This is a genomic window from Bacillus kalamii (genome assembly GCF_047238185.1).
GTDB lineage: Bacteria > Bacillota > Bacilli > Bacillales > DSM-1321 > Bacillus_AD.
Genome location: NZ_JBDFMI010000006.1, coordinates 109,021 through 134,255 on the forward strand (window position 1 = coordinate 109,021; position 25,235 = coordinate 134,255).

Annotated in this window: 22 protein-coding genes; 8 read left to right on the forward strand and 14 right to left on the reverse strand. The window is 42.5% G+C overall.

What is annotated here, in order from left to right:
- Positions 1–4: 4 nt before the first annotated feature.
- The 8 genes from ABC357_RS18385 to ABC357_RS18420 form a co-directional block, all read right to left on the reverse strand.
- On the reverse strand, positions 5–481 hold the full coding sequence (locus ABC357_RS18385) for a flagellar protein FlgN (RefSeq protein ID WP_412889056.1): 477 nt from the start codon (positions 479–481) through the stop codon (positions 5–7).
- A gap of 137 nt (positions 482–618) precedes the next feature.
- A complete protein-coding gene (flgM, locus tag ABC357_RS18390) occupies positions 619–882 on the reverse strand; it encodes a flagellar biosynthesis anti-sigma factor FlgM (RefSeq protein WP_412889057.1) in 264 nt (87 codons plus the stop codon).
- A gap of 128 nt (positions 883–1,010) precedes the next feature.
- Complete coding sequence (locus ABC357_RS18395) at positions 1,011–1,436, reverse strand: TIGR03826 family flagellar region protein (protein ID WP_412889058.1); 426 nt, start codon at positions 1,434–1,436, stop codon at positions 1,011–1,013.
- A gap of 48 nt (positions 1,437–1,484) precedes the next feature.
- Positions 1,485–2,177, reverse strand: coding sequence for a ComFC family protein (locus ABC357_RS18400; RefSeq protein WP_412889059.1), 693 nt, complete (start codon positions 2,175–2,177; stop codon positions 1,485–1,487).
- Positions 2,170–3,567: an ATP-dependent helicase ComFA gene (locus tag ABC357_RS18405; protein WP_412889060.1), complete on the reverse strand. Its 1,398-nt coding sequence runs from the start codon at positions 3,565–3,567 to the stop codon at positions 2,170–2,172. The genes ABC357_RS18400 and ABC357_RS18405 overlap by 8 nt, the downstream gene beginning before the upstream one ends.
- Before the next feature lie 318 nt (positions 3,568–3,885).
- On the reverse strand, positions 3,886–4,728 hold the full coding sequence (locus ABC357_RS18410) for a DegV family protein (protein WP_412890069.1): 843 nt from the start codon (positions 4,726–4,728) through the stop codon (positions 3,886–3,888).
- Positions 4,729–4,951: 223 nt separating this feature from the next.
- Complete coding sequence (locus ABC357_RS18415; protein ID WP_412889061.1) at positions 4,952–5,641, reverse strand: response regulator; 690 nt, start codon at positions 5,639–5,641, stop codon at positions 4,952–4,954.
- 65 nt (positions 5,642–5,706) lie between these two features.
- Entirely contained in the window at positions 5,707–6,852 is a 1,146-nt protein-coding gene (locus tag ABC357_RS18420; RefSeq protein WP_412889062.1) for a sensor histidine kinase, read from the reverse strand.
- Between the two features lie 660 nt (positions 6,853–7,512).
- Here ABC357_RS18420 and ABC357_RS18425 point away from each other — a divergent pair.
- The 6 genes from ABC357_RS18425 to ABC357_RS18450 all read left to right on the forward strand — a co-directional run bounded on the left by ABC357_RS18425 (position 7,513) and on the right by ABC357_RS18450 (position 13,739).
- The gene (locus ABC357_RS18425; RefSeq protein WP_412889063.1) at positions 7,513–8,148 is read left to right on the forward strand and encodes a YigZ family protein; all 636 of its coding nucleotides are present in this window, start codon (positions 7,513–7,515) and stop codon (positions 8,146–8,148) included.
- 54 nt (positions 8,149–8,202) lie between these two features.
- Entirely contained in the window at positions 8,203–9,177 is a 975-nt protein-coding gene (locus ABC357_RS18430) for an LCP family protein (protein WP_412889064.1), read from the forward strand.
- A gap of 131 nt (positions 9,178–9,308) precedes the next feature.
- A complete protein-coding gene (locus ABC357_RS18435) occupies positions 9,309–9,956 on the forward strand; it encodes a response regulator transcription factor (protein ID WP_412889065.1) in 648 nt (215 codons plus the stop codon).
- Positions 9,883–11,340 (forward strand): sensor histidine kinase, encoded by a 1,458-nt coding sequence (locus ABC357_RS18440; protein WP_412889066.1) that lies wholly within the window; start codon positions 9,883–9,885, stop codon positions 11,338–11,340. The genes ABC357_RS18435 and ABC357_RS18440 overlap by 74 nt, the downstream gene beginning before the upstream one ends.
- Positions 11,341–11,487: 147 nt before the next feature.
- Positions 11,488–12,348, forward strand: a complete 861-nt coding sequence (locus ABC357_RS18445) for a metallophosphoesterase (protein ID WP_412889067.1) — start codon at positions 11,488–11,490, stop codon at positions 12,346–12,348.
- Between the two features lie 317 nt (positions 12,349–12,665).
- On the forward strand, positions 12,666–13,739 hold the full coding sequence (locus ABC357_RS18450; protein WP_412889068.1) for an LCP family protein: 1,074 nt from the start codon (positions 12,666–12,668) through the stop codon (positions 13,737–13,739).
- A gap of 48 nt (positions 13,740–13,787) precedes the next feature.
- Here ABC357_RS18450 and ABC357_RS18455 read toward each other — a convergent pair whose 3' ends face one another.
- From ABC357_RS18455 to ABC357_RS18480, 6 genes are all read right to left on the reverse strand, one after another.
- On the reverse strand, positions 13,788–15,077 hold the full coding sequence (locus ABC357_RS18455; protein WP_412889069.1) for a Na+/H+ antiporter family protein: 1,290 nt from the start codon (positions 15,075–15,077) through the stop codon (positions 13,788–13,790).
- A gap of 160 nt (positions 15,078–15,237) precedes the next feature.
- Positions 15,238–16,470, reverse strand: coding sequence for an imidazolonepropionase (hutI, locus tag ABC357_RS18460; protein ID WP_412889070.1), 1,233 nt, complete (start codon positions 16,468–16,470; stop codon positions 15,238–15,240).
- A gap of 1 nt (position 16,471) precedes the next feature.
- Positions 16,472–18,130, reverse strand: a complete 1,659-nt coding sequence (gene hutU / locus ABC357_RS18465; protein WP_412889071.1) for a urocanate hydratase — start codon at positions 18,128–18,130, stop codon at positions 16,472–16,474.
- On the reverse strand, positions 18,127–19,647 hold the full coding sequence (hutH, locus tag ABC357_RS18470) for a histidine ammonia-lyase (RefSeq protein WP_412889072.1): 1,521 nt from the start codon (positions 19,645–19,647) through the stop codon (positions 18,127–18,129). The genes hutU and hutH overlap by 4 nt, the downstream gene beginning before the upstream one ends.
- A 197-nt stretch (positions 19,648–19,844) precedes the next feature.
- A complete protein-coding gene (gene hutP / locus ABC357_RS18475) occupies positions 19,845–20,282 on the reverse strand; it encodes a histidine utilization transcription antiterminator HutP (protein ID WP_412889073.1) in 438 nt (145 codons plus the stop codon).
- 130 nt (positions 20,283–20,412) lie between these two features.
- The gene (locus ABC357_RS18480) at positions 20,413–21,468 is read right to left on the reverse strand and encodes a glycosyltransferase family 4 protein (protein WP_412889074.1); all 1,056 of its coding nucleotides are present in this window, start codon (positions 21,466–21,468) and stop codon (positions 20,413–20,415) included.
- A gap of 412 nt (positions 21,469–21,880) precedes the next feature.
- Between ABC357_RS18480 and secA2 the strand changes: the two genes are divergently transcribed.
- Both secA2 and ABC357_RS18490 read left to right on the forward strand, forming a co-directional pair.
- Positions 21,881–24,229: an accessory Sec system translocase SecA2 gene (gene secA2, locus ABC357_RS18485; RefSeq protein WP_412889075.1), complete on the forward strand. Its 2,349-nt coding sequence runs from the start codon at positions 21,881–21,883 to the stop codon at positions 24,227–24,229.
- 43 nt (positions 24,230–24,272) lie between these two features.
- Positions 24,273–25,172, forward strand: a complete 900-nt coding sequence (locus ABC357_RS18490; RefSeq protein WP_412889076.1) for an accessory Sec system S-layer assembly protein — start codon at positions 24,273–24,275, stop codon at positions 25,170–25,172.
- The last annotated feature ends 63 nt before the right edge of the window (positions 25,173–25,235 follow it).

The window sequence follows — 25,235 nt, forward strand, 5'->3', positions numbered from 1 at the left end:
TGGTTTATGCTTTCGAGTCGAACATGCTTCGTTTCTGCTGCTGGCTGCCTGCTTTGGCGGGCTTTTGGTAGTTGAAATCCGTTTCGCGGGGGCGAAGCATATCGAGAGATAGATTGACGAACTGCAGTGACGTATAGATTAATTGCTGGTTCAATTGATTGGCTTCCTTCAATTGCTTGGTCAGCGCCAATAGTTGGTCCCTTTGCTTGCTTAATTGTTCTTTTTCAGGGCCTTCGGCGTTCTCCACCACATCAAGCAGGCTTGCTTCCGGCTGGCCCATCAGCTGCGCGACTGCTTTTTGCCGTTCATTTTCGATTTGGTTGATGGCTTTTATATATTTTTGCTCTTCGTTCATCAAGTTTTCCAGTTTGGCAATGTCGCTGTTCTTGATGGTGTCCGTCTTTTGGTCGGCGAGCTTTAATAGACTGGCATGAAGTTTGATCAATGTATCCAGATGCTGGATAAGTGCTGCTCTTCCCATCATGCTCCTCCTTTATTGTTCAAAAAGTATGTAGGTTCTATAGGTGTAATATTGAGTTTTGCTGCAGCCCCATCCCATGGAAGGACAGATGATTGCAATCAATCATCTGCCTAATCGCCAAGGAGCTCCGGGCTGTTTTATTTTTTGGAATAAAAGTTCACTATGCTCTTGGCGGTTGCTTTGGGGTCGATGCTGTATGTTCCATTTTCAATAGAGACCTTAATGTCTTCGACACGGGCTTGCCGTTGTGAAACAATTTGTGAGGATTGCTGCATTTCTTTGGCTGTTGAGGATATTTCTATTTGGTCTTTTTTATAAGTGGACTTTTGCAAACCGTCCAGCTTATTCATGTTTTGCTTATACGGATTCATTCCTGCCGGGCCTATATTATTGATTTTCATCGCTCTTCCCTCACTTTCAAAAAACCGGTTCATTCATCTTATTCTTACTATCGGCCGAAACTATGAATTTGTTATGTTATTTTATCATTTTTTATTGACAAATTTCATCCATCCGTACTTCTTCATTATTAAAGAGGATGTTTATGATCTTTTGTGTAATACGTAACATTCTTGCCACGCTCTTCGATGGCCTTGCGCTGCTCTTCCATTTCCTCAAAATGGTGCAATTCCGTTCTCAATGATTTCGAACAATCGGAACAAAGACGCCCTTCACGTATGGTAGCGCCGCAGCGGTCGCACTTATAGCCGAGTTTCGGGAATTGGGCGAGCTTCAGGCGGCCTTTTTTGATGTATTTGATGATCAGCTCTTCTTCCACACCTGTTGCCTCAATCACTTGATCCATCGCAGCTGTACGGTTTTCACGCTTGCGGATATAATTGTATACTTTTTCAAAATCCTTTTCTTCTTCTTTGTAGCATTCGTCGCATACATCACGAAATTTTGTTTCTATGAATAACTTGTCGCAACGGCGGCAATTCGTCAATTCGCCCATTGTGGTTCCTCCTTGTGCTGCTTCTGATGACTGTATGATTCTGGTACACTACCTGGCAACCGTAAGTGAATGGACGGAGCTGGCTCCTGCCTGGATGAGCAATTCGGCTGCATGTCGCAGTGTGCTTCCTGTAGTATAAATATCGTCCACCAGCACAATATGTTTACTGGTGATGGCTGAATTATGACGGCAAGTGAAAATTTGCGGCAATTCAATCCGCTGCCTCCTCGATTTCTTCGATTGCTTTTCACTATGGCTTCGATTCAGCAGCAAAACAGGCGAATGCCCAGCTGCTTTAATCAGCTCCTCACTTTGGTTGAAGCCCCGCTCCTGCATCCGTTCCTCACTTAGTGGCACAGGGCAAATAAGCGCACCTTTCCACTTCTTCAACTGCTTCCTTAAATCATCTGCGAACAGATTCGCCAGAGCAACATCTCCCCTGTATTTATAGAGCGCAATCAGCTCTTTCATAAAATCGTTATACGCATACAGCGATGTATTTCCGCTAAGCGTGCCCTTCCATCTGTTATCCTGCTCCCATCGCTCGCAATCATGGCATAGCGTTTCTCCCTGTTCAGGCATCACTCGGGAACAAATCCGGCAGCAAGCTCCTTCTATTCGTTCCATTTTTCCATAGCATTCCTGGCATAACAGCGGCTGATCGAATACAAATAATGTTTCCCATGAATAAGCAGCCTCAAACACAGCGCCGCAGTACAGGCAAATCAGTTTCTTAAACATCGATCAATCCCCTTTCCAAGGCGGCTTCATTCATTGAATTGATTTGGGCAACGGCCCTTTTCATCGCCCACGTCTTTCCATAGTGGAAGAAAATGATGTCTCCGTCCGGGGCGTCCTTTTTCCTTCCGACCCGGCCGGCAATTTGCACAAGTGCGCTTTCTGTAAAAATAGCTTCCTCCGCACCGATAACCGCAACATTCAGGCGAGGAATCGTGACACCCCGCTCTAAAATCGTCGTCGTTAGCAGCCCAAGGACCTTTCCTTCTCTCAACGATTGCACCTTTTCTTTCCGGTCTTCATCCTCCGAATGGACAGACAATAGCTCCGGGTATTCCTGCTGGAAGAGAGGCAAATACTCATTCATTAAACGGATAGTAGGGAAGAAAAGAAGAAATGGCGTCTGATTGGAAAGCTGCTGGGAGTACCATGCATGCACTTGTTTAGGGATTTTCTTTTTCGAGAAGCTTTTCTTCCAATTGCCGCACCACCTGTATTCAGGGACAGGAATGCTGTGGCGATGGAAACGGGCGGGTATGGTGACACTGAGGATTTCATTTGTGGCTGCTCTTTTTCGGAGGCTTCGGGAGGGGGTAGCAGTTAAATAAACCAACGCTGAGGATGGCTTGCGGCTCTGGGCCACCGCATATTGAAGCGCTTGATCGGCGCTGTAGGGAAAGGCATCCACCTCATCGACTACTACAAGATCGAAGGCATTTTTATAGCGAAGGAGCTGGTGGGTAGTCGAAATAACCAATTGGGCACAGATCGATTTTTCTTCACTGCCCCCATATAAGGCCGCCACCGGCACATGGGGAAAGGCTGCCTTGAGTCGCGGAGCCAGTTCCAGCACCACATCCGTCCGTGGAGTGGAAATGCAGACTCGTTCCCCTCTCGCCAGTGCCGCTGCTATACCTTCAAACAGCACCTCTGTTTTGCCTGCGCCGCAAACCGCCCAGACCAGACAGACTTTTTTATTCTTCACCGCTTCAACCACTATACTTGAAGCCTCCTGCTGGGCAGGCGATAAGGTCCCGCTCCATTCAAGAGCATTTTCAAGCTTCGAGAAAGAATACGGCGGCCCTGTCCACGAAATGAGGGATTCGCATGACCGCACCTTCCCCATAATGATGCAATTGCGGCAATAAGCGCAGATCTTGCCGCAACGGGCACAGATATGCGAATAAAAATGCCGCTGATCCTCCGTCCCGCACCGCCGGCAGCTATAGCGGGCTTTTTGTTCAACAATGCCCTTTTCATACGTAATGTAACCGTGCTCCACGTGTTCCTGAAGAATAGGGGAAAAATCGGAAAGCTCATCGATCAGAAGTGATTTTCCATACAGAAAAGCTTGAAGTTCTTTAGAGGAAGTAAAACTTTGGGACACATCCATATTATCTATTCAGCTCCTTTACAGCTATTATTCGACAGCAACTTGCTGAATCCTCTCTGTAAAAAAACGTGAGCTTTTACGAAATAGGAACGGTGATTTTACCGTCTAACTAACAGCGGAAGGTGCGAGACTCCTGCGGGATCAGCGGGACAGGCGAGACCCCACAGGCTGACACGCCGAGGAGGCTCGCCGCACGCCCCGCGGAAAGCGAGCATCCTGGAGCGCCTATCACTCGTTATCTATTCCATAAGTAAGCAAACAAAAAAAAGCAAAAATGCCATTCAATCAGCATTTTTGCTTTTCGCATTATATATTCACTTATTTCTTATACCAGCCCATACCCATCGAGCCTTCACCCAGATGCGTCCCGATAACCGGTCCGAAATAGCTGAGCTCGAAGTCCACATTCGGGAATCGCGCGGACAATTCTGCCATCCATTCCATCGCTTCTTCTTCACGCTTGGCATGGATAATGACCGCTTCCATCGGTTCGCCCGATTTCGCATCCTGTTCCAACAGTTCGACGATGCGGTTCATCGCTTTTTTTCTTGTGCGGATTTTTTCGAACGGCACGATCAGCTTGTCCTGGAAGTGCAGGATCGGCTTCACCTTAAGCAAGCTGCCAAGGATCGCCTGCGCGCTGCTTAGACGGCCGCCGCGCTGCAGGTGGGCAAGATCATCCACCATGAAATAAGCACGTACACTTTTTTTCATTTCATCCAAGCGGGCGATGATTTGCTCCGGCGTAGCGCCATTTTGCGCCATTTTGGCTGCCTCGATCACATAGAAGCCCTGCACGCGGCATGAAATTTCGGAATCATATCCGTATACATCTATATCCTCCACCATATCGCCTGCGGATACAGCGCCCTGGAATGTGCCGCTGATCCCGCTTGATAAATGGATGCTTACAATTGCATCATACTCTTTCGCTAATTCGGAATATGTTTCGATGAATAAACCGACTGGAGGCTGGGAGGTGGTTGGCAGTTTATCTTCTTTCTTTACTTCCTCGTAAAAATCGTCTGCTTTTATATCTATTTCTTCTCTATAAGTTTCAGTTCCAAATACAACACTTAAGGGAATCATATGTATATTTAACTGTTCACGTAACGTTTTCGGGATGTACGCAGTACTATCCGTCACAACTGCCGTTTTCATAAAAGTTGTACCTACCTTATAATAATTTTCTACTACTGCCATTATAATTACCATTCTATATGAAAAGTGGTAGCTTTGCATTAAAATGTTCGTTCCCTTTTTGCACTTTGCTTTCATTATGGACGTTTCGCCCTCTTTTTACACCTGCACAAGGGACGAAAGCAATGAGGGCATAATAAAAGGGATGCAACAGGTGTATTGCATCCCTTTTATGCCCTATGGATTAGCGCACTTCCACCCAGCCATTCTTGATGGCAAGGACCACTGCCTGTGTACGGTCGTTGACCGCCATTTTCTGAAGGATATTGCTCACATGGTTCTTGACCGTCTTTTCAGAAATGAACAATGTTTCCCCAATGACGCGGTTGCTTTGGCCGTCAGCCAGCAGTTGCAGTACTTCGCATTCGCGGCGGGTCAGCAGGTGAAGCGGACGGCGGATTTCAGTCGCAAGGTTTGAGGAATTCTCTTCAGCCATATCAGTGGCCAACCGGCGGTATTCCCTCACCAGGTTATGCGTTACCTTCGGATGCAGGTATGAACCGCCATCGGCGACCACCTTCACCGCTTCGATCAATGCATCGGCATCCATTTCTTTCAATAAATAACCGCTTGCTCCCGTTTTGAGTGCATGTGTGACGTAATTTTCATCATCGTGGATGGAAAGGATGATGACCTTCGTATTCGGGTACTGCTGGATCAATTGCTTTGTTGCTTCAATGCCGTTTATGTTCGGCATATTAATGTCCATGATGACCACATCAGGTCTGAACCGTTCAACCAAACCGATCGCTTCGCTGCCATCATCCCCTTCGGCCACTACTGAAAACGATTCTTCAAAATCCAGTATTCTTTTTACTCCTTCACGGAATAGTTGGTGATCGTCTATAATCACAATACTCGTCGTACTCAACATGTTCCACTCCCCTTGTCTTTATCCGATAACCTACTAATGCCTGTACTGCTTTCTTTCTATTTATTTCATGAAACTTCAATCGGCATAGAAATCATGACGACTGTACCCTTGCCAATACTTGAATCCACGGTCAGATCCCCATTCAGAAGGTCAACGCGTTCCATCATTCCTATCAGGCCGAATGAACCTTCTTTCTTCGCATCTGTGTCAAATCCTTTGCCATCATCCTTGATAATGGCCATCACATGCGTCTGATTGATTTCAATCTTCACTGTGATGGTTGAAGCGTCAGCATGCTTGATTGCATTTTGAACGGATTCCTGAATCAACCGAAAAAGCGCCACTTCCATTTTAGGCGGCAGCCGCACCTCTTCACGAAGCGAGACAAAATCAATTTTTAAGGTTTGGTTATACTCTTCAATATTGCTTAAATATTTCCGGAGGGTCGGGACCAATCCTAAATCATCGAGCGCCATTGGCCGCAAGTCATAAATAATTCGTCTTACCTCATATAACGCATTGCGGACCATCTTCTTCAGGCTGCGGATTTCCTTCAACGCTTCATCGGCACCCTGTTCTCGAAAGATTCTATCAATTAAATCTGATCTCATCATGACATTCGCCATCATCTGGGCAGGACCGTCATGGATTTCACGCGACAGCCGCTTACGCTCTTCCTCCTGGGCTTCGATGATTTTGAAGCCAAATTCCTGTCTGCGCTTGGCATCATGCAGAAGTTCCCCTACCTGCGCCAAATCGCTTGTCAGGAAATTCAATACGATTGAGATTTGCGAGACGAGGTGCTCCGCACGTTCAATCGTATTCTGCAATCCGATCAAACGGCGCTGCAAATCATCACGCTTATAGCGCAGCTGTTTTTCAAGCTGCCGGTTCATCTGCAAATCGACTTGCAGGGAATGGGCCACTTCATAAGCTTCCCTGACTTGCTCCTCTGAAAATGTATTGAAATGCCTGCTTACTTCCGATAAGCGCTTTCGGGCGAATCGAGCTTTTCTTTCCAATTGGTCCCCTTCTTCAATTACTTGAAGGACCATTTGCCGGATATTCTTCAATTCTTCAAAAAGCGTTTCGAAATCCAGCCGGCTTTGTTCACCGATATTAAAAATTTCGTTTTTGCTTGCCCCTACCATTTGAATCATTTTATCCAGGATATGATCCAGCTCCTGGATATTTAAATTCTTAATGGACATACAGATTCCTCCGTTTTCGTCCAACTAGCACCATGATACAATCCTTATGGCTTGTCCCTTGATGAGTAAAAAACACATAGTGCGCAGAACTACTTTAATACGAAATATAGTCTCAAGTACTATGTCTATCTTAGTATGGAATTCTCGAAAAATACATTCTTTTGCAATCAAATCGATTAAAAAAACATATTTTGTAAGTTTTTCCGCTTACAATTTGGTTCTATTACTGATAAGCTAGTAGGTTTATATTGGATTCTATTTATTTTAAACTATTTTGCACGCACTTTTACATATGTCTTTTATCCTGTTCATTCCCTGTTCGAACTAACAATGGAATAAATTTCCCTGAACAATCATTATTCTCATTATACAAGATTATTTATTATTTTTAAATAATTTAACACTATTGATGTATAACTTATTATACCAGCCTCACTTTACTGGGATATTAAAGTTTGATTACATATTTTTACCATACTTTTACTGTAATAAGAAGAAACTAACCCATTAATATAGCCAATAATAGTTGCTTTTCTTTTTTCTACTACTATAATGAACAATTGCCCTCTTATATTCTGAAGATTATAATGATAAAGTAAAGAAATGGCTTTTCATGAGACATTTTAAGTATGAAATATGGCTTATCCAAGGAGGAATAGAATGCTTCAAGAATACCGGACTGTGAAAGGATATGGAGAAAACGAGATCGTGATTCAAAAGTCTCGCTTCATTGCGTACGTCAATCGTGCGGAAACCGAAGAAGCTGCTCTATCCTTCATACAAGATATTAAGAAAAAACATTGGGATGCGACTCATAACTGTTCAGCCTATATGATTGGCGAGCATGATTCTATACAAAAGGCGAATGATGACGGCGAACCGAGCGGCACAGCCGGCGTACCTATGCTGGAGGTATTGAAGAAAAAGAAACTGAAGGATACAGTGGTTGTGGTCACACGCTATTTCGGCGGCATTAAGCTCGGAGGCGGAGGATTGATTCGCGCATACGGCAAGTCGGCTTCTGAAGGCATCAACGAGACTGGCGTAGTGAAACGGACACTTATGTGCGTCATGCATGCAACCGTCGACTATACTTGGCTCGGCAAGCTGGAAAATGAATTGCGCACCTCCCGATACGCCCTTAAGGAGATACACTATCTGGAACAAGTGGAAATCGAGACATTCGTTGCGGTGCCGGAAAAAGAGATGTTCCGGGAGTGGATGACTGAATTGACCAACGGACAAGCAGTTATCGAAGAAGGCGATCTTCTCTACCATGAGGAACTTGAAACCTAATGGGCTGCCCATACGTCTAAAAGAAAGAGATACAAACAAAAGGGAGAAAACAGAATGGAACAAAAAAGATATATCGTCAAGAAAAAGAGGAAGAGACGAATTTGGAGAAAGCTTCTTCTTTTAATTATATTACTTGTTTTAGTGGTGGGCGGATACGGAGCTTATGTTGTTTACCAGGCATTACAAGCAGCAAATACATCGTACACACAATTAGACAGGGGCAATAAATCCGCTTTACGGGAGAAAACCGTCCATTTCGGAAAAGAACCTGTTTCAATCCTTCTGCTCGGTATTGAAGACTATGCAACCGACGGGAAAGGTGGACGTGCAGATACTATAATGGTCGCCACTTTCAACCCTGACACTAAGAAAATGAAACTATTAAGCATCCCAAGGGATACGAAAGTATACATCCCTTCAAAACAACGTGAAGGAAAAATTAATGGTTCATTCAATAAAGGTAAAGATTCCGCTATTCAAACAATCGAAGAATTTCTAGATATACCAATTGATTACTATGCAACTATAAATTTTAAAGGGTTTAAGAGTGTTATCAATGAAATTGGGGGTGTTGATGTCGATGTCCCATTCGATTTCTGGGAATATAACGATACATTCCCACGTAAAACAATCAATTTCAAAAAGGGTCCAGCCCACTTGAATGGGGAAGAAGCACTAGCTTATGCACGAATGAGAAAACGCGATCCGAATGGTGATTTTGGCCGAAATGATCGCCAAAAAGAGATTGTGAAAGCCGCTTTCGATTCGATGTTCCAACCAAAAAATCTGCTGAAAGTCGATGAAATTTCTGAGCATGTAGGCAAAAACATGGAGACTAATCTCAAAGCAGGCGACGGCCTCTCATTTGTTACTAAATTTAAAAAACTATCTTCTAAAGATATTGAAACGTTAAAACTGGAAGGGTCCAATGATATGTCCACTGGCACCTATTATTTCCTTCCGGACCAAAGCAGTCTGGATAACATCAAAAAAACATTGCAGGAACAATTGGATTATAAAAGCAACTAATCATAATCATACCGCATAGCAGAAGGCACATTCTAGAAATGTTACCCTTCTGCTTATTTTTTATGCCGTTAGGAAATCTTATATCGTAGTATAGAAAGACAGCAAAGAAATGAAATCAGGAGGTTTACACCATGAATATACTGATTGCAGATGACGACGCATCCATGCGAAAAATCCTTAATGCTTATTTTTCAAAAGAAGGATTCACTACTTTTCTGGCGCCGGATGGACAGCAAGCCCTCAACCTTTTTTATGGCAATCATATCGATCTTGCCATTTTGGATTGGATGATGCCCGGTCTGGATGGGGTGGCAGCATGCAATGAAATGAAAAAAAGAAGGGCGATTAATGTTATTATGCTAACAGCAAAAAGTGAGAATGAAGATGAACTATTCGCCCTCCATTCAGGAGCGGATGATTATGTTCGCAAACCGTTTGATCCCCGAATATTATTACTGCGAGCAAAAAAAATATTGGGCATGGAAGGCGTCCTTCACCTAGATCCCTTCCGAATAGACTTGCAATGCTATAAAGCGTGGAAAAACAAATTAAATCTCAACTTGACCAAAAAGGAATTTGAACTCTTGAAAGTATTTATGCAAAATAACGGCCGCATTCTGTCCCGGCAATTGCTGCTCGACCAAGTTTGGGGCTATGATTATTTTGGCGATGACCGAACAGTCGATACACATATCAGGAGATTGCGTGAAAAAATTGGCGAAGAATACATTATCACACATAGAGGAATGGGCTACTGTTTTGAAACAAATAAATCGTAAACTTAGCCATAAACTCTTTTTACAGATTTCGCTAGTACTTGTCCTTGTCTATTTCATCTCTATTCTGGTTAATACGTATTTTTTGCCGAAGTATTTTCTTTATGAAAAGAAACAGGCACTATCAGTCATCGTTAACCATTTGCAGCATACACCTGCAAGTAAACTCAAAGATGAAATCAAATCGATCCAAGATACTCATCAGGTAACCATTGTATATGGAAAATCAACCAATAATGAAGAAGAATTGAACTGGCTTCTTAAAGAACAATTCTCCCAAAAAGGAGTGGCCCTCAGCACTTTTTGGATTACACAGGATAGTATCGACCGGCTGCACGAGGGGCAAATCGTCAATAAGCTTTATCACCAAAAAAAATTGAAATCAAGCGTACTCATTTCTTTCATTCAAAAAAACGAATTAATTTTGGCCGTAGCGGAGCCAATCTCCTACTCAACAGAAACCCTTGCTATCGTCAACCAATTTTTTACATATATTTCACTGGCTGCTTTTTTTGTTATGATTGTGCTCGCAATGCTTTTTACAAGGAAAATCGTCAAGCCCATTAAAAAAATTCAGAATCACGCAGAAAATATTTCCACTCTTACCTTTGGTCACGTAGACATACAAACCAATGATGAATTAGAGGAATTATCAGCTAGCATTAACAAGATGAGCGATAAATTGCAACAGGCCCATAATGAACTTGAAACCAAAAATGAAAACCTACGGCTTTTTATCGGGAACATTACCCATGAATTGAAGACACCGCTCGCATTGATTAAAGCATATAGCTCAGGCATTAGGGATGGTCTGGATGACGGTACATACCTTCAAGAAATCGACCAGCAAAGCGATTATATGTCTGAATTGATTTCACGCCTCTTATTGCTATCTAAAATTCAAATGGATAAGTCTCAGATAGAAGAGATTGACTTACTTAAACTTATCCGTGGGATAATTGCATTCTACGATATTAAACTGAAGCAGCACGGCCTTCATGTGAACATCCATACCAACGGCTTGCAGACTGCTCTTATACAAGCTGACAAAAAGAAGATGGAGATGGCCATCGCCAATTTGTTATCTAATAGCATTAAATACTCTAACACGGCAAACATTGAGATTTCAATTTCCCAATCCAATCACTCTCTTCAGTTCTCCATTTCAAATGGCTGGATCCCATTAAAAGGACAACGGATAGAACAATTATGGGAGCCCTTCTTCGTGGGGGAAGAATCAAGAAGCAAGGAATTGAGCGGCACGGGGCTTGGTTTATCTATTGTACGTGCGATTCTTGAACAGCATCACGCACACTATGCTATCAGAATGCCGGCAGAACAGAGGATAGAAATTTCCTTTATCCTTCCTTTAAAACAACCCGTCTAAACAAGCAATCTGAGATTGCTTGTTTTTCTTTTTGTACATTTCGTCACATTTATGTCACATAGATATTATACACTTTCGTAAGCGCCAACTTTTTAGCGTTCTCAACCGTTAATTATGTAAGCAGGAAAGGAATCCGATACGATTAAGATGATTGTGAAAAAATGTTTCAAAGGGATAGCCTATGGCGTTCTTTTTGTATTTTGCTTGTTTTTTTATGCCTATCAAATAGAGCCAAATCTATTTGAAGTCAAAACGGTTCCAATCAAGACCGAATATATCCCAAAAAGTTTTGAAAAACTGAGGATTGTCCATTTTTCCGATACCCATCTCGGAGATCATTTCACTACAAGAGACTTTAATAAGGCAGCTAAACAAATTAATGCGCTGAAGCCTGATCTAATCGCCTTTACAGGAGATTTCTTCAATCACTTCGCTTCCTATCATTCCTCTCAAAAAAAGGAGGCACAACGGATACTTGACTCTTTGAAAGCAAAGTACGGCAAGTTTGCGGTTTTCGGTAACCACGATCGGGGAGGCGGTGCCGGCACGCAGTACGAATCTTTTATGGAAGATGCAGGTTTCAATGTATTAGTGAATGAGACAATTACCCTTATATCTCGAGAAGGTGAACGGATTACAATAACCGGATTGGACGATTATCTTCTTGGAACGCCTCTTGCCGAGAAAACTTTGGCAAAGATTAAAGAGGAAGATTTCAACCTGTTGCTTGTCCATGAACCGGATACTGCCTTGGACTTTAAACTCTATCCACTTGATTTGCAGCTTTCAGGACACAGCCACGGAGGGCAAGTGCAAATCCCTTTCAAGGGAGCAATTATTTTACCGCCGCTCGCCGAACATTACAGGGAAGGCCTATATGAGCAAATGGGAGCAGCCAAAAAGATGCATGTATATGTAAACCGCGGAATGGGGACTAGTCGAATCCCTTTTCGTTTTTTAAGCAAACCCGAACTCACTCTTATTATATTGGAAAGCTATTGCAATTAGGCCTTTCTCTGTTTTCCAGAAGCCTTCATTCACGGACGATAGCCCCGCGCTATTATGGCTGTGCTCTCCAGTCGGCATTATTTAGGTTTTGTTTATGTAATTGCGGGAATAGACAATTAATATATTCCATTTTTTAGCTAATAATATGTCTATCTCATTACTTTTTGTTAAAATTTTCATTACGTGTATGAATGTTCACCCTATCGCTTCCTCAGTTGTGTTAAACTACCAAAAGCGAATAAGAATTTACGCAGACAGAAAAAAAATGTAAAATATAATTTAGTGCAGAATTGACCAGATAAAAGGAGAAGTATGGAATGTCGCCTAACAAGAAAGTATATGTTGTGACTAAACGCAAGAAAAGCCGCAAAAAGCTGGCTATTTTTATTTTAACGCCGGTTTTAGTATTGCTATTTGCTTTGACTGGCTATGTAGCCACCTTATACCATAAAGCAGAGCAGGTGGCAGACAAATCCTACGAACCATTAGACGGGACTGATAAATCCATTGCTGATATATCCAATAACGTCGATAACATGTCTATCCTTTTCATTGGAGTGGATGACAGCGATTCAAGGGATTACCAAGATGTAACCCGGTCTGACGCCTTGTTGCTGGCTACATTCAACAAGAAGCAAAAATCAGTCAAACTCCTGAGCATTCCACGAGATTCCTATGTGTATGTCCCAGACAAAGGAGACTATACAAAGATTAACCATGCCTATGCATTAGGTGGGGCACAAGGCTCCATTGAAACGGTTGAAAAACTGCTCGATATCCCTATTGACTATTATATCCGCATGAACTTTTACGGATTGATCGATATCGTCGATTCATTGGGTGGAATTGAAGTAAAAGTTCCATATGAAATGTTCGAAAAAGATTCGACCGATAAGAGCAGAGCCATCCACCTGAAAAAAGGGCTGCAGACTGTTAATGGCGAAGAAGCCCTAGCCTTTTCCCGTACTCGCAAACAGGATAATGATATGGAACGGGGCAAACGCCAACAGCAAGTAATTGAAGCAATCGTAAAAAAAGCAGCATCCGCCCAAGCATTGACCAAATATACGGATATCATGGAATCCGTCGGCAAAAATATGAAAACCAATTTGACGTTCTCACAAATGAAATCCTTAGTAGCATTCGCTGTAAAAAACCAGGGATTACAAATAGATAATCTTCAATTAAAAGGTACTGACTCTAAAATCAATGGACTATATTACTATCAGTTGGACCAAGAAAATGTCGAGGAAGTCTCACATGAGCTTAAAACACACTTAGACAGCTCCCCATCTTCGAATGTTGCCACAACATCCAACGAACAGCAAGATGGCACTTTATCGACCCAACCCTCTGTAAAAAGTAGTACGGACAAACAGGATACTGAATAAATTCAAAACACCCTCCCTGGATATTACCCAGGGAGGGTGTTTTTGAATTTATAATACAATCACGGCTAACATACCAAAAATAAAGAGTGGAATATTATAATGCAAAAAAGTAGGTACACAAGTATCCCAAATATGATGGTGCTGGCCGTCCGCATTCAAACCGGCTGTAGGGCCCAGTGTACTGTCAGAAGCAGGAGATCCAGCGTCGCCAAGAGCGCCGGCTGTTCCAATTAATGCTGCTGTCGCAAGCGGCGACATCCCTGCTGCTGCGCAAATAGGTACGTAAAGCGCCGCTAAAATCGGCACGGTTCCAAAAGAAGATCCGATCCCCATCGTGATGATCAATCCTACAAGCAACATGACAAAAGCAATCATTATTGGCGAAGTGCCGATAATATTTGTTGTTGCTTGCACAAGTTCCTGGACAGCCCCCGTCTCCTTCAAGACGGACGCATAACCCGAAGCGACAAGCATGACAAAGGCGATCATCCCCATCATGGCAATCCCCTTTTGAACGACTGCATCTCCATCATTAAACGAAACAACTCGAGTCGCAAAAAGCACAATGATGCCTGCAATTGCTCCAAGTACCAGGGATTCCGTCCAAATTTGGATAACAAGTGCCATTAAAATTGAAAATACCGTAAATGTATGCGATAAGGCCCAAGTAATATGTTCTCCCTTTTGTTTCACCTCAACCACTTTATATTCACGATTTTTACGATAGGAAAACAAAACCGCAGTCAGTAATCCAACCACCATGCCAGCTCCAGGTATCAACATGGATAGAGTAACATCATGAAGGGTTATAGCTAAACCGTTCGAATTCATTTCATCACGGACAATCCCTTGAAAAATGAGGCCGAATCCAGCTGGAATAACCATGTAAGGAGTCTGCAAACCAAATGTCAGAGCAGCAGCAACACTTCTTCGATCAAGCTTCAATCGATCGAACAAAACCAACAATGGAGGAATAAGAATAGGAATAAAGGCGATATGAACAGGTATAACATTTTGGGATAAACAAGCAAGAACCGCAAGGGAAAGAACAAGCAAAACTTTTTTTCCTCTGAACATTTTGAGCATCTTGTTAACCAATATTGTCGTTATGCCCGACATACCGATCATGACAGCAAAAATGCCCAATAGCACATAACTTAAAGCTGTATTAGATTGCCCGCCCATTCCGGCAATCATCACATTCACCGTATCAACCACACCCATTCCGGAAATCACACCAGCAACAAGAGAAGCAATGATTATTGAAAAAAGAACATTTACGCGAAACAAGCTTAATACAATCAATATAATGACAGATAGTAATACTGCATTGAACATATTTTAAACACCTCATTAAAGCTTTCTATCACTTTATTACTTTATCTAACTAACGAGATAAAGTAAAGTAATAAGATTATTCTACGATAATCACCACATCCTCTTTATTGGAAGTTTTAGCCTAAAAAAGAGGTGTACATATTGTACACCTCCCGTTTATTCAATATTTCTTCCCGCGAATAAACACATCTTTTGCATGATTGACACCAAAGTGATAAGGCAAATATTGATAGGTAGGGATATCCCATATCACTAGGTCTGCAGGCATACCTATTTCTAATCCCCCTGCCTTTCCCGCCAAACCTACTGCATAAGCAGCATTTACAGTAACCGCATTCCATATTTCTTCTGCTGTCATTTTTAAGCGAAGCGCAGCAAGTGACATAATCATCTGTAAATTCTCTGTTACACAGCTGCCTGGATTAAAGTCAGTCGCTAACGCGACGGCACCCCCTTGATCGATAATATCTCTTGCCCGCGCATATTCATTCTTGCCAAGATAAAAAGTAGTGCCCGGCAAGAGAACAGCTACCGTCTTACTTAATGACAACATCTTTATTGCCTTGTCGGAAGCGGCCACTACGTGATCTGCGCTGACTGCCCCAAGCTCGACTGCCAACTCTGTCCCCCCTAAAGATACGATTTCATCACAGTGGATTTTTACCCCAAGTCCAAGTTCCTTCGCTTTTTGTAAAAACCACCTAGAATCATCCAACGTGAATACGCCACGTTCACAAAAAATATCTGCGAAATCGATTAGCCCTTTCTCCACAGCTTCTTCCATGACAGAGATCATTAAGGAGATAAATTCTCTATTTTTTCCTTTATATTCTTCAGGAATAGCATGAGGGCCAAGAAATGTAGAGACAAATTTAACAGGAAACAACTTCTTCAATCGTTGCAGAGCCCGTAGTTGCTTCATTTCTGTTTCAGCATCCAATCCGTAGCCGCTTTTGCATTCTATCGCTGTAACCCCATACTGCACCATCCTTTTCACATGCTTTTGCGCTTTTTCGACAAGTTCTTCTTCTGTTGCCTCCCTGGTAGCTCTCACAGTCGATAGAATGCCCCCGCCACTTTCGAGTATTTTTAGATAATCGATCCCTTTTTGTTTTAAGTCCAATTCATTTTCCCGCGAACCTCCATGGACCAGATGGGTATGGCAATCAATCAATCCTGGCGAAACTACTTTTCCACCAGCATCAATAATTTCTTTTGCATCAGGCAATAGTAGGCCGTTTTCCTCCCCGATCCATGCTACTTTTCCATCCATGACCGCAAGTGCCGTATTTTTAATAATACGCAAGCTCTTCATCTTTTCCCCTTTTAACAGCGACTTGCTTGCGTCAGGTAATAACAATTCCCCTATACCGGTGAAAAGTGTATCATACATTTTATCCTTCCTCCCCAAGCATCGGAATATCAATTCCTTTTTCATGGGCTTCTTTTATTGCCTCCGGATAGCCCGCATCCACGTGGCGGACTATTCCCATCCCTGGATCTGTGGTTAATACCCTTCGCAATTTTTGTTCAGCTAATTCGGAACCATCAGCCACTACAACCATTCCGGCATGCAAGGAATAACCCATTCCAACTCCTCCACCATGATGGACGGAGACCCATGACCCTCCGGCAGCTGTATTCACCAAAGCATTCAATATTGCCCAATCCCCGACAGCATCACTCCCATCAAGCATGCTTTCCGTCTCTCTGTTCGGTGAAGCAACTGAACCGCAGTCCAAATGATCACGTCCGATTACAATGGGCGCCTTTAATTCTCCATTACGCACCAACTCATTGATAGCCAAGCCCATTTTCATCCTTTCACCATATCCAAGCCAGCAAATACGGGCAGGCAACCCTTGAAAATCCACCTTTTCTTGCGCCAACGTAATCCATCGAAGCAAATGTTCATTTTCGGGGAATAATTCTTTTATCAATGCGTCAGTTCTGTATATATCTTTTGGATCGCCAGACAATGCAGCCCAGCGGAATGGGCCTTTTCCTTCACAAAACAAAGGGCGTATATATGCTGGTACAAAACCTGGAAAAGAAAATGCTCCTTCTACGCCTTCATCTTTTGCCACCTGACGAATGTTATTGCCGTAGTCAAAAACGATAGCCCCGGCTTTTTTAAATAGAAGCATGGCTTCCACATGTTTAGCCATGGATTTTTTCGCCAACTTAATATATTCCTCCGGGTAGGATTCTCTTAGCGCCAAACTATCCGATAAGCTGTATCCACGTGGGATATAGCCGTTCAATGGATCATGAGCGGATGTCTGATCAGTTACGATATCGATTTCCACTTTCTTCTTCCATATTTCATGATGGATATCCGCCGCATTCCCGAGCAAGGCGATTGACCGTGCTCTTCCCGCTTTCTTTGCTTCCATTGCCCATAGAAGAGCTTCATCCACACTTGTTGTCATACAATCGCAATAATGTGTATCGAGCCGTTTTTGAATCCGCGCCTCATCTGCTTCGACGATAACGGCGACCCCGCCATTCATCGTCACAGCAAGAGGCTGGGCTCCTCCCATCCCTCCAAGCCCGGCCGTTAATGTAATGGTTCCGCGAAGTGTTCCGTTAAAATGCTGCTTCGCCAGCGCAGCGAACGTTTCATATGTCCCTTGTAATATCCCCTGTGTACCAATATAAATCCAGCTTCCGGCTGTCATTTGTCCATACATCATAAGACCTTGCCGATCAAGCTCATGAAAATGCTCCCACGTTGCCCATTTCGGGACAAGGACTGAATTAGAAATTAAAACTCTCGGAGCATGGAAATGAGTCTTAAATACAGCGACCGGCTTACCTGATTGAACAAGCATTGTTTCATCATTTTCTAACCTTTTCAATGTTTTTTCCAACGCTGCGAACGCTTCCCAATTTCTTGCCGCTTTCCCTATCCCACCGTATACAATCAATTCTTCCGGCTTTTCAGCGACTTCTGGGTCCAGATTATTCCGCATCATTCGTAAGGCAGCTTCCTGCTCCCATCCCTTGCATTCCAATACATTTCCTCTTTTCGCAGATATGGATTGATTCATCCTCTCTTCTCCTCCTTACATGCATTTGCCTGTAACTGCCCTACTCTCAATAATTCAGCCATTTTTTCAATGTCGTCAGCAAAAACACGGTCTTTTTTTATACTAGAGATATTCTTTCTTAATTCATTCCAAATTCTCTGTAGTTGAGGACTGCTCTTGTCTATACCGCGGTATTCTACTGCTTGCATGGCACATATACATTCTATTGCCAACACACGACGGGCATTATGAACGATAAGATTGGCATGCCGTGCCGCAATCGTCCCCATTGATACGTGATCCTCTTGGTTTCCTGAAGAAGGGATAGAATCCACACTAGCCGGATGGGCAAGCGTTTTGTTTTCGGAGACCAATGATGCCGCAACATACTGCATGATCATTACACCCGATTGCAATCCAGGCTGAGGACTAAGAAAAGCAGGAAGATTATTCAATTGCGGATTCACTAGCCGTTCTATCCTCCGTTCTGATATATTAGCCAGCTCCGCCATAGCCAACTTCAAAAAATCCATAGCAAATGCCATTGGCTGCCCATGGAAATTCCCTCCGGAAATGACCAATTCCCCGTCCTCTAAAATAAGAGGATTATCCGTTGCGCCATTCATTTCAATTTCGACTTTTTCTTTTACATAATCCAACACTTGCCAGGAAGCTCCATGGACTTGAGGGATACATCTAATCGAGTACGCGTCCTGTACCCTTATCTCCCCCTGCTTAGTGACAAGATTACTCCCTTCAAGCCACTTCAGAATCCTAGCTGCTACCGCTGATTGCTGATGATACCCCCTGGCTTCATGAAGTAACGGATGGAATGCATCAGTTATGCCTTGTAGACCTTCCATCGTCATGGAAGCAATCCATTCACTGTCATAAGCCAGTTTCTCTGCTTCAATGTAATTAATCACTCCCACGGCTGTCATCGCCTGTGTACCGTTGATTAAAGCCAATCCTTCTTTTGCCTGTAAAACAATTGGATGTATCCCTTTTTCCCTTAATATAACAGCAGTATCCTCTACACCTCCTTTTCCATCAAAAACTGTTCCTTCTCCAATTAAAGCAAGCGCCAAATGGGATAGGGGAGCCAAGTCACCTGATGCCCCCAATGAACCTTGCTGCGGAATTACAGGATGAATGCGTTCATTGATGAAAACCTTTAATAATTGCACCAACTCTTCACGGACACCTGAGTACCCTTTTAACAAGGCATTCAGCCTTAGCACCATCATCGTTCTTGCGATGGTTTCACTGAAAGGCTCCCCCACACCGCAGGCATGTGACCGAATCAAATTCAATTGAAGCGCTTCCACATCTTTTCCTGCAATCGGTACATCACTCAATTTACCGAAGCCCGTTGTAATACCATAAACTGTCCTTCCATCCACCACCATTTTTTCTACAGCTTCCCTGCTTTTCCTCACTCTCTCTATACTCTCTGGAGATAAGCAAACCCCATCACCTTCCAAGCTTATTCTTTTGATTGCCCTAATATCCAATGAACTACCAGTCAATTCAATCATTTCAATACAGCCCCTTTATTTTTCTGAAAAGCTTATAAAATGCAAAAAGAGGCAACAATGGCTACCACAAAGCCATTATTACCTCCTGATTACTACTATCTATAGGTTATAAAATCATATTTGCATTGTTTAAAATAAGGTCGATGTCACTGAGTGCCGACATCAGCTGCCTTATAAATAATTGGTTCAGTACCCCTCTAGATATGATTGATACCAAGCCCTATAGCCTCATGTTCCAGCCCTTTTACCGGAGCGCCAATTGTCCCGTAAAAACAAACAGCAATCCATTCCCCCTCCATCGGATCACGGAAAGCTTTTCCACGAACAACGGCAAACCGCAAACCGACAGTCCTCATCGTCTCGCCTATTGCCAGCTGGCCCCTGGTCACTCCCTCCAGAGCTTCAAGAATCGCGTGGTATAAAGCATGTGTTTCTCGATAAAGGTGGTCAGAAACTAACTCTGTTCGTTTTGCAGCAGTTTCAACAGCCGCTATTATCTTGGACATATTCATACTGCCTACTTTGCCGCTGCATAATCTGACCTGATTCAATTCGTCTGCAAATGAATTGCACTCCTCAGGTGACAGCATCGCAGCCAAAACACCCAATTTTCCAATCTTATGGTTATCTGCCATGTTTTTACCACCTTTAGCGGATTTCTCCACTAATTGTAAGACTTTTTTCAATTATTTGTCAATAATAAAAATAACCCAAAGCAGCCGGCAATAAAAAAACCTGGCTGTTGTGGCCAGGTTTTTTTATCAATTATTTATCCGAGTTACCGGCATTTTTTGTGGAAATGAATCGAAGCAAAGGTTTATAATCCGTTCCAACAAGACCTACTTTTTCCACAAATATTTCGATTGCAAGCAATAAAATAACGCCGATGATCATTGCTCCCCAAACTGTAGACATAGAGAAAATAATGGCAGCCAATCCAAAAGAAGCAGCCATTGCATAAATAATCAATACCGTTTGACGATGAGAATAGCCGAGTCTCAGCATACAATGATGCAAATGCGATTTATCGGGTGCTGACAATGGTTTTTTATGGACGATGCGCCGGATGATTGCAAAAAACGTATCCGAAATAGGAACTCCCAAAATAATAACCGGTACAATAAGAGAAACCATCGTTACATTTTTAAAACCAAGCAGCGACAGAACCGAAATCATAAAGCCAAGGAATAAGGCTCCAGTATCCCCCATGAATATTTTAGCGGGATGAAAGTTATACTTAAGGAATCCAAGTGTGCTTCCGATTAAGATTGCACCGATGCTCACAACGAAGATGTCGCCTTTCAGCATAGCCATGGCAGAAATCGTAATAAGGGCAATAGTCGAGACACCAGCTGCAAGCCCATCCAATCCATCAATCAGGTTAATGGCATTTGTGACTCCGACAATCCAGATAATAGTAAGCGGTACACTTAGCATCCCCAAGTGCAATTGCCCGTCAAACGGCAGGTTAATGTATTCAACTTGGACACCGCTAAGAACGACAATTAATGCAGCTGCTATTTGGCCGATGAATTTTACTTTTGCCGATAGCTCCATCATGTCGTCCAGAACGCCGATGATAATAATAATACAAGCTCCGATCAGAATGGCCATTGTATGTTCTTGTTGGGGCCTTAAGACAGCAAGACCGATCAGAAAAGATATAAATATGGCTAAACCGCCCAAGCGCGGCATAATTTTCGTGTGAACTTTACGTTGGTTAGGCTTGTCAGTCGCTCCAATAGCGAAGGCCAATTTCTTAACCAGGGGTGTAATAATCAGCGATGCAAAGAAACATATTAACAAGGTAAGGTAAACCATGAAGTACCTCCTCAATCAGTATCATAACCAAAATTTTAATAAATTAAATTGTCAATTGTACCTTCTCTTTGCAGAGAATGGGTTATGCCCATCTTTTTAATTCCCAATCAGAACAATATCAAACATCACTCTAGGATATTTTACTTAATCCTACATAAACTTTCAAACTATTTTTATCTCAACACTAGAAAAAGAATCTTTTTCACTATAAAAATTAGACATTATTTTTATAATCAAAAAGGTTCATTTTCCATTCCTATACTCTTATAAAACCATATACAGCAGGAAAATCTTTCAATTCCTTATTATCTCTACCATCCTTATAGTAATCTCATTTTTCTTTTGGTAAAATAAATAGTATTATTTCTATAAAAAGAAAATTCACTTAAGAAACAAGGGGCAAACAATACTTATGTTAACCTTTTTAAAAAATACACTTACCGATGCAAGTCAGAAAAAGTTAAAAAAATATAAAAAGACAGTTCAATTAATCAATTCTCTTGAAGAAAAGTATACACCTATGACTGATGAAGAGCTAAAAGATATGACCAATTCGTTTAAAGAATCTCTTGCTGACGGCAAAAAATTGGAGGATATCATACCTGATGCATTTGCCGTTGTCCGTGAAGCTTCTAAGCGGGTTTTAGGCATGCGGCATTTCGATGTCCAATTGATCGGAGGGCTTGTCCTTACAGATGGGAATATCGCCGAGATGGCCACTGGTGAAGGAAAGACGCTGGTCGCTTCTCTTCCAAGTTATGTACGGGCATTAGAAGGCAAGGGCGTTCATGTCATCACTGTCAATGATTACCTAGCCAAGCGTGATCGGGAAATCATCGGACAGATACATGAGTTCCTCGGCCTGACTGTCGGTTTGAATGTACCACAGATGATGCCTCACGAAAAACAGGAGGCATACGCATCTGACATCACCTACGGTGTCGGCACAGAATTCGGGTTTGATTACCTCCGTGATAATATGGTCATTGATAAAAGCGAAAAAGTACAGCGACCGTACCATTTTGCCATCATAGATGAAGTGGACAGCGTTTTAATCGATGAAGCAAAGACTCCGTTAATTATTGCAGGGAAGTCACAATCCAATTCAAACCTTCATTATATAGCTGCCAAGCTTGCAAAACGCTTCAAAAATGAAGAACATTATACATTTGATCCAGAAACAAAAGCTACAAGCTTAACCGATAAAGGAATTGAAATGGTTGAAAAAGCCTTCGGAGTCGATAACCTGTACGACCTCGAACATCAAACTCTTTATCATTATGTCATCCAAAGCGTCCGCGCACATGTTATGTTCCAGCGTGACGTCGATTATATTGTAAAGGAAGGCAAAATTGAATTGGTCGACGTATTCACAGGACGTATTATGGACGGCCGTTCATTGAGCGACGGCTTACACCAAGCCATCGAAGCGAAGGAAGGTCTGGTTGTAACGGACGAGAATAAAACGCAGGCATCCATTACAATCCAAAACTACTTTCGAATGTACCCTAACCTTTCAGGAATGACAGGCACCGCCAAAACAGAAGAAAAGGAATTCCTGCAAGTATATGGAATGGATGTCATTCCCATACCGACAAATCGGCCGAAGTTGCGTGTGGACCACGAAGATAAGCTTTTCAAAACAAAAAAAGATAAATATCGAGCCATGGTCCGCCAGGTGCAGGAGTGCCATGGTAAAGGACAACCTGTATTGATTGGAACAACCTCCATTCTCCAATCAGAAACAGTTGCCGAATATTTGAACGAAGCTGACATTCCATTCAACCTGTTGAATGCGAAAAGTGTTGAGCAAGAAGCTGCTCTAATATCCGTTGCCGGACAAAAAGGACATGTAACAATCGCAACAAACATGGCTGGAAGAGGTACCGATATCCTGCTGGGTGAAGGGGTAGCCGAGACCGGCGGTTTATTCGTCCTTGGTACGGAAAAACACGAAAGCCGCCGTGTTGATAACCAGCTTCGTGGACGGGCCGGCCGCCAAGGCGATCCAGGGGACAGCCGTTTCTTCCTATCTCTTGAAGATGATATGTTTAGCCGTTTCGCCTATGAAGAACTGGAGAAATTAAGTAAAAAAATCAAAACCGACCAAGAAGGCCTAGTTACGAATAAAAATATGTACGATTTTATCGACCGCACCCAAAAGATTGTGGAAGGCTCCCACTTCTCCATGCGGGAATATAATCTAAAGCTTGACGATGTCATCAATGAACAGCGCAATATCATCTATTCTTTGCGGAACAGAATTATAGAAGGCAATGATTTAATCGAATTGTCCAAACAGATGATCCCGCTGGCAGTTAAGAACCTGATCCACGATTTATGCCGTGAAGATGCTATACCAGAAGAATGGCCACTTCAAAAACTTCAAACTGAAATGAATGGTCTGCTTATCGGAAACGAGATTGCATTCCCTGAATCAATCGCCAATAGAGAAGACATTGAAGATATCGTACAGCCATACGCAGAAGATTATATGGAAAAACTGAACGAATATGCTGAAAACGAGAACTTCCTAACATCATTAAAATATGGAATGGTCTCAATTATCGACCAGGAATGGATTCACCATTTAGAACAAATGACCCGCTTGAAGGAAGGAATAGGATTGCGTTCATACCAACAGGAAGATCCAATGCGCATCTACCAGAACGAAGGCTTCGAACTGTTCCAAATGTCATATAATCAAATCAGCAAAAAAATGGCTCATGAAATCTCATTCCATGTCCAAACACAAGAATAAATCCGGTTACACCCTGCACTTATATTACTAAGGAGGAAAACAAATGCGTTCCTTTTTCCGAAAAAACAAGACACAAGTTCAAAAAGAAGGCAAAGAAAGTTCAGTTTCTGCAACTGATATGTTGAACGAGAGTGATGAAGTAATAAACGTAGCTGAAGACATCGATACTGATTTATCCATCCATCCCTCCTGGGACGTACCCGAAGAGCAAGGTTATGTTTACCGCTTTATGAACAATGAATTAGCACCTTTAAAACCAAACCAGATTTCTTTGGCTCCTATCGAATTGCATAAAGATGAAAACGGACAATTGATTGCTATCGCGTTTGTACGGAATAGCCTTGCTAAACCGATCACTTTTGAAGAAGTGACATTGCTGTTACTCGACAGTGAACAACAGCCGATCGCCCGCAATGAATTCAACATGGCAGAGCTTGGCGAACTGCCCGGCCGAAGCAGCCGTCCTTGGCAATTCATCTTCCCTGTTGGTACAATCATGCAGGATGAATACAATACAAATGATTGGACACTTGCCTTTGAAATAAAACCTAAGCACTCACTTGATTTGGAAGAATCATGGAATTCAAGCCTAAGTACGGAAGATAAAGAAAAGCTTCGGAACTTGGTTGACGACTTAACTCCTCCTAAAGAAGGAGAAGTGAATTTCATGGGAATGCAGGCATCTAAGCGCGAAAATGGAGATCTGCATGTTACTGTATTGATCCGAAACGGAAGTCCTAAAAATATCACCATTCAACAATTGCCGCTTCAAGTGACCGATGCCAAAAATGAAATAGTCGCAAAAGGCGGATTCCAACTGAATGACCTCGAAGTTAAAGCAAATACAACAAAACCTTGGACATTCATTTTCCCTGCCAATATCCTGATTAAGGATGACATGGATCTAAGCACTTGGAAAATAGCAACCGTACAAGAAGCATAGCTTTTTTCTGCCCACCTGGAATAACAGATGGGCTTTTCTTATCTGTAATTAGGACTTATATCT